The organism is Propioniciclava sp. (assembly GCF_036744435.1).
Lineage (GTDB): Bacteria > Actinomycetota > Actinomycetes > Propionibacteriales > Propionibacteriaceae > Propioniciclava.
In genome coordinates this window covers 1-13,859 of the sequence record NZ_DAIOIA010000084.1, presented here as the reverse complement: position 1 = coordinate 13,859, position 13,859 = coordinate 1, and the positions used below count along the sequence as shown (strand labels likewise).

The window sequence follows — 13,859 nt, the reverse complement described above, 5'->3', positions numbered from 1 at the left end:
GGCGCCCTGATCGGCCTGGGTGTGATCGTGCCGGGGATGAGCCCCTCGAACTTCCTCATCTACTTCGGCCTCTACGACAAGATGGCGGCAGGCATCAAGGATCTCGACCCGGGCGTCTTCATCCCCCTGTTCCTGGGATTGGTGCTGTGCGTCGTGCTCTTCGCCAAGGGGGCCAACTGGGCGTTCGCGCGTCACTACTCGGCGATGTACCACTTCATCCTCGGCATGGTCGTGGGCTCGTCGGTGGCGATCTTCCCGACCGTCGTGTTCGCCCCGGGGGCGATCGAGAAAGCTGGTCAGTCGATGCCGATCTTCCTGGCCAGTTGCGCCGTGATGCTGGTGCTGGGCGTGGTGGCCTCCTGTCTGTTCAGCAAGCTGGAGGACCGCTACTCCGACGAGCGCGAGGCGATCGAGGCCTCCGGCAACTGACGGCCACCCGCTCCGGGGCCGCCCCGGGTCGCGAGCACCGGCGGCTAGCATGCCCACCATGGAGGCCGATGATCGTGGGGACGACCCTCCCCGGGAGGCGCTGATCGCGTCGATCGTCGGTGAGCTCCAAGGGCTGTCCCTGGCGTCCGACCGCATCGGCGCCGCCTTCGCGGCCCGGCAGGATCTGCATCAGACCGATTTTCGCGCCCTCACCGCGATCACGCGAGCGGAACGCGAGGGCGATCCGCTCACCGGCCGCCGGCTCGCGGACGAGTTGCGGCTCTCCCAGGCGGCCGTGAGTTATCTCGTCGACCGGCTCGCCGCATCGGGCCATGTGTGGCGGGAGCCGGACCCGCGCGACGGCCGACGCACCCTCCTGCACATCGGCGGGCGGGGACGTCAGGTCGCGGCCGCCTTCTTCGGCCCGCTCTCGGTGACCCATGAGGCTGCGCTCGCGCCGTACAGCGCTGCGGAGTTGGAGTTGTGCCTGAGATTTCTCGCCGACGTCAACGGCGCGCTGAGCAGCTTCGGGGACGAGCTCCCCCACTAACTACTTCAGTGATTTAAGGATTGGCTCTATCCTGTCCCGGTGAGCGCAACCGCGAGACGCTGGGCCGGACCCTTGACCCTGTACCTGCTCGGGATCTTCATGGGGGCCATCGACACCGGGATCATCACCCCTGCCCGTCCGATCATCTCCGCTCAGCTCGGCGTCGACGAGTCGGCCGGCATCTGGATGATCACGATCTACACGCTGGCCTACGCCGCCGCGATCCCCATCATGGGCAAGCTGGCCGACCGGAACGGCCGCAAGCGGATCTACCTGCTCTCCATCGGGCTGTTCGGCCTCGGGTCGCTGCTGTGTGGCCTGTCGCAGGACGTCGGCAGCTTCGGCATGCTCATCGCGTCGCGGGCCCTGCAGGCGATCGGCGGCGGCGGCATCCTTCCGATTGCGACGGCGGAAGTCGGCACCACCGTGCCCACGGAGCGCCGCGGCCTCGCCCTCGGTCTCGTGGGCGCGGTGTACGGCGTCGCCAACATCTTCGGCGCCTCGGCGGGCAGCCTGGTCCTGCAGATCGCAGGACCGCAGAACTGGCAGTGGATCTTCTACGTCAACATACCGATCACCGTGGCCATCCTCGTGGTGGGCAGCCTCGTGCTGCCCCGTCACACCGGTGAGGTCACGGCGCCGATCGACGCGCTGGGCAGCCTGGTGCTGGTCACCATGATCCTGTCGCTGCTCTACGGACTGCGGAACCTGGACTTCCTCGACGTGGCGTCCAGCGTGACCGGCACGGACGTGTGGCCCTTCCTGGTCACTTTCCTCGCGTTGGTGCCGATCCTGATCGTGGTGGAGCGACGGGCCGCCGACCCGGTGCTCCACCTGGCGTACTTCACCGATCGCGGCATCGCCTTGACCTTGCTGCTGTCACTGCTGAGCGGCGTGATCTTGATGGGGGTCGTGTTCGTCCCGGAGTTCGCGGAGAACTCCCTGCGGCTGCCCGCAGGCAGCGGCGGCTACGCGGTGATCGCCCTCGGCCTGACCTCCGGAGTGGGGGCTCCCCTGTCGGGCCGCCTCACCGACCGGTTCGGCCCACGCCTGGTGCTCGGCTTCGGCGCCCTGGTCTGCCTGGTGGCTGCCGCGGCGCTGATCGGCTGGGCGATCCCGGCCCCCTCGACGGTGAGCGTGATGGTGTCGTTGTGCCTGCTCGGGCTCGGACTGGGCTTCGTCGTGGGTTCGCCGTTGAACTACATGATGCTGGAACGCACCGACCCGGCGGACTCCAGTTCGGCGCTGGCCACCTTGTCGCTCATGCGCTCGATCGGGACGACCCTCGCCCCGGCGGTGATGGTCGGCTTCCTCGCCCAAGCGGGCGTCGTCGTCCAGGCCGACGTGACGGCAGCGCTGCCGCGGACCATCCCGGCCCCGGCACTCCCCCACGCCGCCGAACTGCAGGAGACGCTGACGCGATGGAAGGCCGACCCGGCCCTGTCCGACAGGCTCGGCTCGCTGGATCCCGCCCTGCTCAACACCACCGAGATCACCATCGACACCGGCGGCACGGGGTCGTTACCCGAGCCGCTGGTCCAGGAGTTGCGAGACGCTGACGTCACCACCATCGTCGGGGTGTCCAAGGACGTCGCGCGCATCCTCTTCGCCCAGGAGACCCCCGCCACCATCGCGACCATCACGACGGGTGTCCAGTCGGGGATCGACGGGGTGGATGAGGGCTTGAAGGGCATGTCCGACGCCGAGGCGAACATGGCCGACAGCCTGGCGACGATGGACGCGAACCTCGCCACCATGTCCACCTCGCTGGGGCGGATGACGCGCGAGCTGAGCAAGATGGATGAGGGCCTGGCCGGGATGCGGAAGGGCATCGCCGGTGTGGATGCGGGCATCGGCGGCATGGCCCAGGGTCTGACGGGACTCGATCGGGCCATCGCGGGAATGGACGAGGGGTTGGCCGGCCAGCGGGAGGCTCTCGCGCAGGCGGAGCAGGGCGCCGCGGTCGAGTCGGGTCCGGCTCCGGGCGCTGGTGCACAGGTGGCGGGGCTGCGGGCCGCCGTGGCTCAGCTCGAGGCCCAACGGGGCGCCGCCATCGAGCAGCGCACGCAGTTGCAGGCGAAGCGGGAGCAGGCGACGAAGAAACGAGCCGACCTGGTGGCGTCCCGAGCCGCGCTCCTGCGGGGCCGTGCCGCCCTGGCCCAAGCCTCGGTCAAGCTGAGCGGGGGACGAGCCGACCTGGCGCGGGCGCGCGCTGACCTGGCCGAGGCGCGCAGCACCGTCTTGGCCGAACGCGACGAACTGCGCGTCACCCGCGCGGAGATGGTCGAGTTGCAGGAGGCCGTGCCGGCCGCGTTCGACACCGCGCTGGAAAGCTACCTGGCCGAAATCGACGATGCAGCGCCGGCCATCGAGTCCGCCTACCAGCAGGGCCTCAACCAGGGATTCCGGAGCGTCTACCTGCTCTTCGGCGGAGCCGCCGCGCTCTCGTTGGTCGCCCTCGTCCTGGTGGGTCGGCCGCGCCGCTAGCGGCGCGCGTCCGGCCGCGAGGTCTCGTCCGGGTCCGGAACGTCGTCCGGCTGCGGGGACTGCTCTGGCGTGACGGAGCCGGCCGCGCCCTCGCCCTCACCGGGGAGATCGGCGTCCACGGGGCTCCATCGACGATCGGCGAAGTCGGCGACCAGGGCCGTGTCGAGCATCCACACGGCCCGCTGCAAGGCGTGGGCGTCGATCCCGCGCGAGGTGCCCAGCCGGGGCTTGATCGGCGTGCCAGGGCCTGCCTGGACGGACTGCCGGGCCACCAGGGCTGCCACATCGTTGAGTCGTCCGGTGAGGTCGGCGCTCAGCATCTGCCGCTGCTCACCGCGGTCGGAGAGCTCGACGGCGAACTCCTCGTTCGCGTCGATCTCGGCGGGGTCCTCGGAGAGGAGCATGGTGCTGGTCGAGCGGAGCAACTGCATGCCACGGTCGAGGTCGCCCCCGCCGAACTCGGCCACGGCCGCACGCAGCAGGTCGTTCTCGCCGCGCTTGACCTGCTCCGTCAGCAGAATCAAGTGTGCGGCCATCATCCGCTCGCGGCCGCGAGCGCGGTGTTCCTCCTCCGTCAGCGGCAACGTGTTGGGATCGTTGTTGCTCAGCGCCGCAGAGTCGAGCGCCTGCTCGGGGTCGGGCGCTCCGAGGGTCTCCCGCAGCGGGATCGACTTGATGGCCAAGGTGGCCACCAAGACGATGAGCGCCAGCCACGGAAGGATCGCGTAGATGCTGTGCATGGCGTCAGCCAGGGCCGAGCGCAGCACATCGGCCAGCGACTGCGGCAGCGTGACCAAGACGTCGTGGTTCAGGACCCAGTTGGGGTCGATCTCGCCTGCGGGAGCTTCGGAGCGGGCTCGCGGCGTCATGTGCCAGTTGATGCCGCTGGCGAGCTGGGAGGTCATGATGGTGCCGGCCACCGCGGTCCCGATGGTGTTGGCGACGTTGCGGAAGAACTGCACCGAAGAGGTCGCCGGTCCGAGGTCGCGTCGCTGGACGGCGTTCTGGACGACGAGGACGTACAACTGGAACGCCATCCCGACGCCGATGCCGAAGAGGCCGGTGAACAACGTGAGCTGCCACGAGGTGGAGTCGGCGGACAGCCGCGTGATGAGGAGGGTCGCCACGCCCATGACGACGACACCCGCGACCATGAAGGACTTGTAGCGCCCGGTGCGGGTGGTGAGGTTGCCGATGACGATGCCGGTCACGAAGAGGCCGACGTTCATGGGGATGAGGATCAGGCCGGACGGTGGCGGACACACCGAGGACGCCTTGGGCGTAGACCGGGGTGTAGACGATGAGCACCATGAGCGTCATGTTCATGAAGCAGGCCCCGATGACCGCCCAGGTGAAGATCGGGTTGCGGAACAGGTGGAGCGGGACGATCGGCTCGGCGGCCCTTCCCTCGATCCAGATGAACGCGCCGATGAAGACGACGCCGACGGCCAGCATCGCCACCACCAGCGGCGCGAGCCAGCCCATCGTTCCACCGAAGCTGATGCCCAGGAGGAGTGCGGTGACCCCGATGCTCATGGTGGAGATGCCCGCGTAGTCGACCCGCCGGGGGATGTCGAGCTCCGGCACCTTCATGAAGCGGATGACGAGGTAGAGGGCCAGCAGACCGATCGGGAGATTGATGTAGAACAGCCAGCGCCAGCTCGACAGATCGGTGATGGCTCCGCCGATCAGGGGGCCCGCGACCTGCGCGGCGCCCATGAGCGCCCCCATGTAACCGGAGTACTTGCCGCGTTGCCGGGGCGGGATGATGTCGCCGAGGATCGTTTGGGAGAGCGGCATGAGGACGCCCATGCCGATGCCTTGAACGGCGCGGGAGACGATCAGCCACGGGAAGTTCATGGCCAGGCCGGACAGGATCGATCCGAACAAGAAGATGCCGAGCCCCAGCACGTAGAAGCGCTTGCGCCCGAACATGTCGGCAAGCTTCCCGCTGATGGGGGTGATGATCGCCGAGACCAGCATGACGATCGTGGACAGCCACGCGTAATACTGCACTCCGCCGAGGTCGGAGACGATGCGCGGGATGGCGGGGCTGACGATCGTCTGGCTGATCGAACTGGTGAACATGCCGATCAGCAGCCCATAGTAGATCCACCGGATCTTGGCGAAATCGAATTCAGTGGTCGGCGCGGGCATCTCCGGCACCCTACTCCTGCCAGCGGCGCGCCCGGCGGGAATTGCCGGGGAGTTGCTCCCCGCTGCGGAGCCGCCCGGCCCGGACGCACTGACGGGCGCCCACCACGTGGACGCCCGTCAGGAGGTTGCCTTACTGCTGACCGCTGGGCCGCTGGAACGGGTTCGGCGTTTCCCCGCCCTCACCCTCGGCCGGGGAAGCGCTCGGATCCGGGGCCGCTTGGGGATCGGCCGCCGGTTGCGGAGCCGCATCTCCCGGCTGCGACTGCCCGTAGTTCGGCGGTTGGTAGCCCTGCTGCACCGGCTGCACCGGCTGCGACTGCCCATAGCTCGGCGGCTGATACCCCTGCTGCACCGGCTGCACCGGCTGCGACTGCCCGTAACTCGGCGGCTGGTAGCCCTGCTGCACCGGCTGCCCCGGCTGCGACTGCCCGTAACTCGGCGGCTGATACCCCTGCTGCACCGGCTGCACCGGCTGCGACTGCCCATAACTCGGCGGCTGATACCCCTGCTGTTGCGGGGTGGGCAACTCGGGAGCGCCGCCGCCGTACACCTGGCCCGGCTGCTGTGGCTGGACCTGTTGAGGCTGGTCACCGCGGTAGGCGATCTCCCCGAAGCTCACATCGGGTGCCCGGCGCACCTCCGGTTCGTTGACCTCGAAATAGGTGGCCTTCTCGAAATGGAACGCGTTGGCGATCAGGTTCGAGGGCACGGACTCCGTCCGCGTGTTGTAGTTGCGGACGTTGGCGTTGTAGTAGCGACGGCCAGCCGCGATCCGATCCTCCGTCTCAGCCAGGGCGCGCTGCAGTTCCAGGAAGTTCTGGTTGCTCTTCAGCTCCGGATACGCCTCGACGCTGACCATGAGGCCCCGAACGGCGGAGCTGAGCTGCTCCTCCGCCTGGGCTCGGGCCTGCGACGGCGCGGCGCCACCCTCGTGAGCGGCGATCTGCTGCGCCTGGGCACGCAACCGGACCACCCCCTCGAGGGTGTTGCGCTCATGAGCCGCATAGCCACGAACCGTCTCGACGAGGTTCGGGATCAGCTCATAGCGACGGTTGAGTTCGACGTCGACCTGACGCCAGGACTCCTGGATGAGGTTGCGTTCCCGAATGAAGCCGTTGTAGGCGGACAGGCCCCAGGCGCCCGCGACGATGACCACGACGAGGACCAAGATGAGGAAAAACTCCATGGCCGACACACTAGCGGCCGCCCCGCTGCTCCCATCAGGGGGCCCCGCGGCGCTTCGGGGAAGAATCCGGGACGGCACGCAGGCTAGTGCAGGTCCAAATCCTCCAGGCTCACCGCGAACCGGTACGCCAACCCGGCGGCCTCGATCCGCTCACGGACGCCGGTGTCACGGTCGACGATGGTCGCAACTCCCACCACGATGCCGCCCGCCTCCTGGACGGCTTCGACCGCCTGCATGACCGACCCACCCGTCGTCGAGGTGTCCTCCACGACCAGCACCCGGCGGCCCGCGACCTCGGTCCCCTCGATCCGGCGCTGCAGCCCGTGCGCCTTGGACTCCTTGCGGACGACGAAGGCGTCCAACCGCTCTCCCTGCGCCGCAGCGGCATGCAGCATCGCGACGGCGACCGGATCGGCCCCCAAGGTCAGCCCACCGGCCGCCTCGAACTCCCAATCGGCGACCAGGTCGCGCATGACGCGTCCGACGATCGGGGCGGCCTCCCCGTCCAGGGTCACCCGCCTCAGGTCGACGTAGTAGTCGGCCTCCTTGCCAGAGGCCAATGTGACGCGTCCGTGGACGACGGCCAGGTGGGTGATGTGCTCGATCAGGGCGCTTCGATCCGACATGCCGGTCAGCCTAATGCCGACGCCCCGGGACGCTCAGGACTTCTCGTCGGTAGCCGCCAGCGTGGCACTTGCGACGGTGCGCGCATCCGACCCGACCAGATCCTGGGCGGTGGTCAATGTGAGCCTGGCCACCGTCGGCTTCACCTCGGGGCGACCAGGAACGGGCTGGATCACCCACGTGTCGGCACGGTTCACCGTCGCCACACCAGGATCGCTGTCGATGCGGTAGGTGAACCGCCGCGTCGCCGTTTCGACGACGATCTGGTCGCCGGTGACCAGTCGGGACAACCCGGCCAGCGGCCCCGCGATCCCTCCCTGGCCCGCGAGCGCGAAGTTGCCGAGTTCACCGGGGGCGGCCGTCCCGGGGTACCAGCCGAGCCCGCGGGTGAGCGACGTGGGGTCAGCCCCGACGACCACCGGCCACTCGGCCGCCCCCAGGGCGGGGATCGTGACCACCGCGACAGCCCGGCTGCTCAGCGGATCGGGGACGGTGTCCTGACCGACGGCCCAACTCTCCCTCAGGGTGGAGACCGATCGGGCGGCCTCGCCGGGGTCCACCGGTGGACGCAGCACCACGTCGTATACCGACCAGCCCAGGCCCGCCAGGGCAAGGACGAGCACGATCAGGCCAGCGACCAAGACCGGCCTGCGCCGACGCCGGGGTGGGCCCGCAAGAGCGCGCGCGGGGGCGGCGGTGTCGTCGGTCACGGGGTCAGTATGCCAGCGGCCTCACGAGAACCAGGTGCCCTTGCGGGGCACCGGGGAGGCCTGCGCGTCCGCGTCGGTGAACGGCTCGGCGTCCCCGATCCAGTCGACGACGTCGCGTCCGGCGAGGAACCGGTAGGGGAACGCGGCGCGGGCCGCGATCCGCGACAACGCGGTGGCGGGCAGCGCGCCCGTGGACGCGACGACCACGAGATTGCCGAACCTGCGCCCCTTCCACACCGGCGTCTCGGCACTCACCACCAGCGATCGATGGGTGGCGCGCACCCCAGCGACGAACCGGCGGGCCCACGCAAAAGGAGCCCGGTCGGTGATGTTGGCGCAGAAGACCGCGTCCGGACGTCGGCGCGCCGCGACCTCGTCGAAGAACTCGGCGGTCGCCAGGCCGGGCGGGACCCGAGCCCCGTCGAAGGCGTCCAGGACCAGGGCGTCGACATAGTCGGGCGGCATCGCCGCCAGGCCACTGCGCCCGTCCACGGGCCGCACCTTGATGCCCGAGCCACGCGGCAGCGGCATGACGCGCCGGACATCGTCGAGAAGGTCGATGTCCGGTTCGCACACGATTTGCGCGGTGCGCGGCCGGCGCGCGGCCACGTAGCGCGGGATCGTCAGTCCTCCCCCGCCTAGGTGAACCAGCCGCAGACGCTCCTGCTCGGGGCGCGCCAGCACCGTGGCATCGAGCGCCTCGCAGATTCGCTGGACATACTCGAACTCCAGGTGCAGCGGATCGTCCGGCACCACCCACGACTGGGCGGTGTCCCCGGCCATCACCGTGAAGGCCCCGACGTGAAAGGGGTCGGCCTCGATGCGGGCCCGATGCGTCCCCTCGCGTGTCACAGGGAGGTCAGGAACGACAGCAGCGCGGCGTTGAACTCGTCCTTGTGGCTGACGTTGATGCCGTGAGGGCCGTGGTCGATCTCCACCAACTGAGCGCCGGGGATGAGCCGGGCGGTGCGCGCCCCCGCATGCGCGAAGGGGACGGCGTTGTCGGCATTGCCGTGGATCACCAGCGTGGGGACGTCCACGCGGGCGATGTCGGCACGCAGGTCGGTGGCCCACGCGACGATCGAGTCCTGCAGCGCGGTGTCGGAAGCATGGGCGGCCAGCGCCAGGGCGGCGTCGAACTGTGCCTGGGTGACGGCGAGTTCCTCGGGATTGCTGAAGTAGCCGGTGAGGAACGTGGGCAGGAAGGCGTCCCGGTCGCCGCGGCATTGCTCGCGCAAACCCATGAAACCCGGCAGCGGCATGGCCCCGTCGGGATTGTCGGGCGTGAGGCACAACGCGGGGGTGATCGAGGCGGCGAACACGGCGGCGGCGACCCGCTGGGTTCCGTAGAGCCCGATGTAGCGGGCGACCTCGCCGCCGCCCATCGAGTAGCCGACGAGGACGGCGTCGCTCAGGTCGAGCTGGGTGAGGAGTTCGTGGAGGTCCGCGGCGAAGGTGTCGTAGTCGTAACCGCTGGGCGCCTTGTCGGAGCGCCCGAAGCCGCGACGGTCGTAAGCGATCACCCGGAATCCCGCGTTGGTCAGGGCGGGGATCTGCCCGGCCCAGGCTTCGTGCGAGAGGGGCCAGCCGTGGATCAGCACGACGGGACGTCCCGACCCTCCGAAGTCCCGGTAGTAGAGCTGGATCGGGCTTTCCCCAGGAACGGTCAGATACGACATCGTCACTCCTCCTGTACGCACAGCGTCACTCCCCATACCGCATCCGCGACGTCATCACCGCGTCCGCGACATCACACCGCATCTGCGGCGTCCCCTTGAGCCTACCGACGCCCTCCCCCTCCCGCCGAGGACTGAGGCAGACCCCGCCGAGGACTGGAGCTTTAGCCGCCGAGGACTGAGGCTCCGGCCGCCGAGGACTGAGGCTCCGGCCGCCGAGGACTGAGGCTTTAGCCGCCGAGGACTGAGCGTCAGCCCATCCAGGACCTGAGTAGGAAGCGTCGTAGGGTCCGGATGACGATCTGGGGTCTTCAACCCGCCGAGCCTCAGTCCTCGGCGCACTCAACCTCAGTCCTCGGCGCGCTCAACCTCAGTCCTCGGCGCGCTTAGCCTCAGTCCTCGGCGGGGGCAGGGTCACTCGACGATGGCTAGGCCGTCGCCGGTCGGGGTGACGTCGAAGCTGACCGTCTGGCCCTCGTGGAGCCGGCCCGACAGCATGGCCCGCGCCAGGCCGTCCTCGATGGTCGTCTGGATCAGGCGCTTCAGCGGACGCGCACCATAGACCGGATCGAAGCCCGTACGGGCCAGCCAGTCCTTCGCGGCGTCCGTGACCGTCAGCGTGATTCGGCGATCGGTCAACCGCGCCGCGACCCGGGCGAGCTGAATGTCGACGATGTGGACGAGGTTCTCCTGCGTCAGCGGGTCAAACATCACGATGTCGTCGAGCCGGTTGAGGAACTCCGGCTTGAAGGACGCCCGCACCACCTGCATGGTCGCCTCGTTGCGCTTCTCCACCGGCAAGGAGATGTCGGCGAGGAACTGCGAACCGAGGTTCGAGGTCATGATCAAGATGACGTTGCGGAAGTCGACCGTGCGGCCCTGGCCGTCGGTCAGGCGTCCGTCGTCCAGCACCTGCAGCAGGATGTTGAACACGTCGGGGTGTGCCTTCTCCACCTCGTCCAGCAGCACCACCGAGTAGGGACGCCGCCGCACGGCCTCGGTGAGCTGGCCGCCCTCCTCGTACCCGACGTAGCCGGGAGGGGCGCCGACCAGCCGCGAGACGGTGTGCTTCTCGCCGTACTCGCTCATGTCGATGCGGACGATGGCGCGCTCGTCGTCGAAGAGGAACTCGGCCAGCGACTTGGCCAGTTCGGTCTTGCCGACGCCGGTCGGCCCCAAGAACAGGAACGATCCGGTGGGGCGGTTGGGATCGCTGATCCCGGCACGGGAGCGCCGCACAGCGTCGGAGACGACCCGGATGGCCTGCTCCTGACCCGTGAGCCGGTGCCCGAGCTCTTCCTCCATCCGCATCAGCTTCTCCGACTCGCCCTGCATCATGCGTCCGACGGGGATGCCCGTCCAGCTGGAGATGATCTCGGCGATGTCCTCGCTGGACACCTCGTCAGCGACCATCGGTGTGGCCTGGCTGGCCTGGGAGGCCTTCTCCAACTCCGCCTCCAGGTTGGGGATCTGGCCGTACAGGATCTGGGACGCGCCGGTCAGGTCTCCTTCGCGCTGCCGCTTGTCGGCCTCAGCGCGAAGCTGGTCGATCTCGGTCTTGATGTCGCCGACCCGGTTGAGGCCCTCCTTCTCGGCCTCCCAGCGCTGCTCGAGGCCTCGCAGAGCTTCTTTCGCATCGGCGATCTCGGCTGCGAGCCGATCACGGCGCTCCTTGCTGGCGGCGTCCTCCTCCTTCTCCAGCGCGAACTGCTCCATGGTCATGCGGTCCACTTGGCGGCGCAGCTGATCGATCTCCTCGGGGGAGGAGTCGATCTCCATCCGCAGCCGGGACGCCGCCTCGTCGATCAGGTCGATGGCCTTGTCAGGAAGCTGGCGGCTCGTGATGTAGCGGTTGGAGAGCTGAGCGGCGGCCACCAACGCCCCGTCGGTGATGCGCACCTTGTGGTGGGCCTCGTAGCGCTCCCGCAGGCCGCGCAGGATCGCGATGGTGTCTTCGACGGACGGCTCACCGACCAGCACCTGCTGGAAGCGCCGCTCCAGGGCGGGGTCCTTCTCGACGTGCTCGCGGTATTCGTCCAGCGTGGTCGCGCCGATGAGGCGCAGTTCGCCGCGGGCCAGCATGGGCTTGAGCATGTTCCCGGCGTCCATGGCTCCCTCGCCTGAGGCGCCGGCGCCGACGACGGTGTGCAGTTCGTCGATGAAGGTGATGATCTGGCCTTCGGAGTCCTTGATCTCGTTGAGGACCGCCTTGAGGCGTTCCTCGAACTCACCGCGGTACTTGGCACCCGCGACCATGGAGGCCAGGTCGAGGGAGACGACGCGGCGGTTCTTCAGCGAGTCGGGGACGTCTTGCTCGATGACGCGCTGCGCGAGCCCTTCGACGACGGCGGTCTTGCCGACGCCGGGCTCACCGATCAGCACGGGGTTGTTCTTGGTGCGGCGGCTCAGCACCTGTACGACGCGGCGGATCTCGGAGTCACGGCCGATGACCGGATCGAGCTTGCCTTCGCGGGCGCGCTCGGTGAGGTCGATGGAGTACTTGTCGAGCGCGGACTCGCCGCCTTCGGACTCGGCGGAGGTCACCCGCTTGTCTCCGCGTGCCTCGTTGAACGCCGTCGTCAGCTTGTCGGGGGTCACCTGGGCGCGGGCAAGGAGCGGCCGCGCGTCGGAGTCGATGGCGGCGAGCGCGATCAGCAGGTGTTCGGTGGCGACGAACTCGTCGCCCAGTTGGGCGGCACGGGTCTCGGCGTCGGCCAGGACGCGCGCGAGCGCGCCGGAGAGGGTCGGCTGGGTGACCGACGATCCGGTCGAGCTGGGCAGCTTGCCGATGGCGTGCTGCGCGGCGGCGTCGAGGGACGCGGGGTCGGCGCCGATGCTCTCCAGCAGGGGGCCGACGGTGTTGTCGGGCACCATCAGCAGCCCGTGCAGCAGGTGGCTGGGCTCGGCTTGGGGGTTGCCGTTGGTGAGCGCATTGCGCAGCGCTGCGCTGACGGCGTCCCGGCTCTTGGTCGTCAGTTTCTCAGTGTCCACAGCGGTCCTTTCAGGGGTGGTGGAGAAGTTGAGTTCATTAGACTCAACCCCACTGACGAACCCAGTATTCCAGAGGATGGCTAGGCTCGCGCCCTCAGGATGAGGCCTTGCCGGGCTGGACCTGACAGGCTGGCAAGCATGGGTTGGTTCGTCTGGGCTCCGATGATCGTCGGGCTGATCGTGTTCGTCTGGGGGCTCTGGCGCATGATCGCCGACGGCCGCCGCATCCTGTACGGGGTGGCGCTGATCGGCGGCTTCGGCCTGGCCCTGTTCTGCGGACTGGTGGTGGCCGCCGAGCACGGCCACCTGATCCCCTTGGGGGCCTTCCTCGTGCTCTGCGCGCTGGTTCCTCTGTTCAGCTATCCGGTGCTCACCGTCTTCCTGCTGGCGAACGGGGTGACGATGCTGCGCAAGGAACGCCTCTCGCTCGGCAACGCGTTGTCCCTGCTCGCGGGGCTGGGAATGGTCGGGCTGGTGGCGATGATCTTCGTGAACTGGCCCGAGTCCTGGGGCGCCACGACGCGCACCGTTGTGACCAGCCTCACGTTCCTGGTGCTCACGTTGGCGGGCTACGTCGCCACCTGCTTCGCCGCCTTCTGGGCGACCTCGCTGCTCTCAGGACGCCTGACCGCGCTGCGGCGTCCCGACGCCATCATCGTGCTCGGCGCCGGGCTGCTGGACGGGGATCGGGTTCCCCCGCTGCTGGCCGGACGCCTGGCCAAGGCCCGGGAGGTGCAGCAGCGCTTCGCCCCGCCACCGGTCCTGATCCCGAGCGGCGGCCAGGGGGCGGACGAGTCGATCCCCGAGGGGGTGGCGATGGGACGCTTCCTGGTGGCAGCCGGGACGCCGTCCGACCTGGTGCTGCCCGAGACCGCCTCGCGTACCACGCGGGAGAACCTGCAGCTTTCTCGTCACCTGCTGCCGTCCCCGGACGCCCCGGTGATCGTCGTGACCAGCAACTATCACGCGCTCCGGGCGGGCATGCTGACCCGCTCGCTGGGGCTCAACGCACGGGTCGTGGGTGCCCCGACGGCCGGCTACTACTACCC

The 13,859-nt window shown here is 69.0% G+C and carries 11 protein-coding genes and 1 pseudogene; 4 read left to right on the top strand and 8 right to left on the bottom strand.

Features of this window, described 5'->3' with window-relative positions; all coding sequences use genetic code 11:
• The 3 genes from V7E09_RS10925 to V7E09_RS10915 all read left to right on the top strand — a co-directional run.
• Nucleotides 1-429 (top strand): undecaprenyl phosphate translocase family protein (locus V7E09_RS10925; protein WP_324523380.1); only part of this gene is annotated, 429 nt, incomplete at its 5' end.
• A gap of 58 nt (nucleotides 430-487) precedes the next feature.
• On the top strand, nucleotides 488-979 hold the full coding sequence (locus tag V7E09_RS10920) for a MarR family winged helix-turn-helix transcriptional regulator (RefSeq protein WP_324511372.1): 492 nt from the start codon (nucleotides 488-490) through the stop codon (nucleotides 977-979).
• A gap of 39 nt (nucleotides 980-1,018) precedes the next feature.
• Nucleotides 1,019-3,466 carry an MFS transporter gene (locus V7E09_RS10915; RefSeq protein ID WP_324523379.1) on the top strand — a complete coding sequence of 816 codons (2,448 nt, stop codon included), beginning with the start codon at nucleotides 1,019-1,021 and terminating at the stop codon, nucleotides 3,464-3,466.
• On the opposite strand, the gene V7E09_RS10910 is transcribed toward V7E09_RS10915, so the two are convergent.
• From V7E09_RS10910 to clpB, 8 genes and pseudogenes are all read right to left on the bottom strand, one after another.
• Nucleotides 3,463-4,731: an MFS transporter gene (locus tag V7E09_RS10910; RefSeq protein ID WP_324511374.1), complete on the bottom strand. Its 1,269-nt coding sequence runs from the start codon at nucleotides 4,729-4,731 to the stop codon at nucleotides 3,463-3,465. The genes V7E09_RS10915 and V7E09_RS10910 overlap by 4 nt on opposite strands.
• 85 nt (nucleotides 4,732-4,816) lie before the next feature.
• A pseudogene (locus tag V7E09_RS15720) lies at nucleotides 4,817-5,554 on the bottom strand (MFS transporter); the annotation flags it as partial.
• A gap of 199 nt (nucleotides 5,555-5,753) precedes the next feature.
• Nucleotides 5,754-6,809, bottom strand: a complete 1,056-nt coding sequence (locus tag V7E09_RS10900; protein WP_324511376.1) for a LemA family protein — start codon at nucleotides 6,807-6,809, stop codon at nucleotides 5,754-5,756.
• An 83-nt stretch (nucleotides 6,810-6,892) separates the two neighbouring features.
• A complete protein-coding gene (gene pyrE, locus V7E09_RS10895) occupies nucleotides 6,893-7,435 on the bottom strand; it encodes an orotate phosphoribosyltransferase (protein WP_324511377.1) in 543 nt (180 codons plus the stop codon).
• A 33-nt stretch (nucleotides 7,436-7,468) separates the two neighbouring features.
• The gene (locus V7E09_RS10890; RefSeq protein WP_324511378.1) at nucleotides 7,469-8,143 is read right to left on the bottom strand and encodes a sortase domain-containing protein; all 675 of its coding nucleotides are present in this window, start codon (nucleotides 8,141-8,143) and stop codon (nucleotides 7,469-7,471) included.
• 21 nt (nucleotides 8,144-8,164) lie between these two features.
• A complete protein-coding gene (locus V7E09_RS10885; RefSeq protein WP_442956877.1) occupies nucleotides 8,165-8,995 on the bottom strand; it encodes a spermidine synthase in 831 nt (276 codons plus the stop codon).
• Entirely contained in the window at nucleotides 8,992-9,822 is an 831-nt protein-coding gene (locus tag V7E09_RS10880; RefSeq protein WP_324511379.1) for an alpha/beta fold hydrolase, read from the bottom strand. The genes V7E09_RS10885 and V7E09_RS10880 overlap by 4 nt, the downstream gene beginning before the upstream one ends.
• Nucleotides 9,823-10,233: 411 nt before the next feature.
• Nucleotides 10,234-12,810 carry an ATP-dependent chaperone ClpB gene (gene clpB, locus V7E09_RS10875; protein WP_324511380.1) on the bottom strand — a complete coding sequence of 859 codons (2,577 nt, stop codon included), beginning with the start codon at nucleotides 12,808-12,810 and terminating at the stop codon, nucleotides 10,234-10,236.
• A gap of 138 nt (nucleotides 12,811-12,948) precedes the next feature.
• Between clpB and V7E09_RS10870 the strand changes: the two genes are divergently transcribed.
• Nucleotides 12,949-13,859: YdcF family protein (locus V7E09_RS10870; protein ID WP_324523378.1), on the top strand; the 911-nt coding region annotated here is incomplete at its 3' end.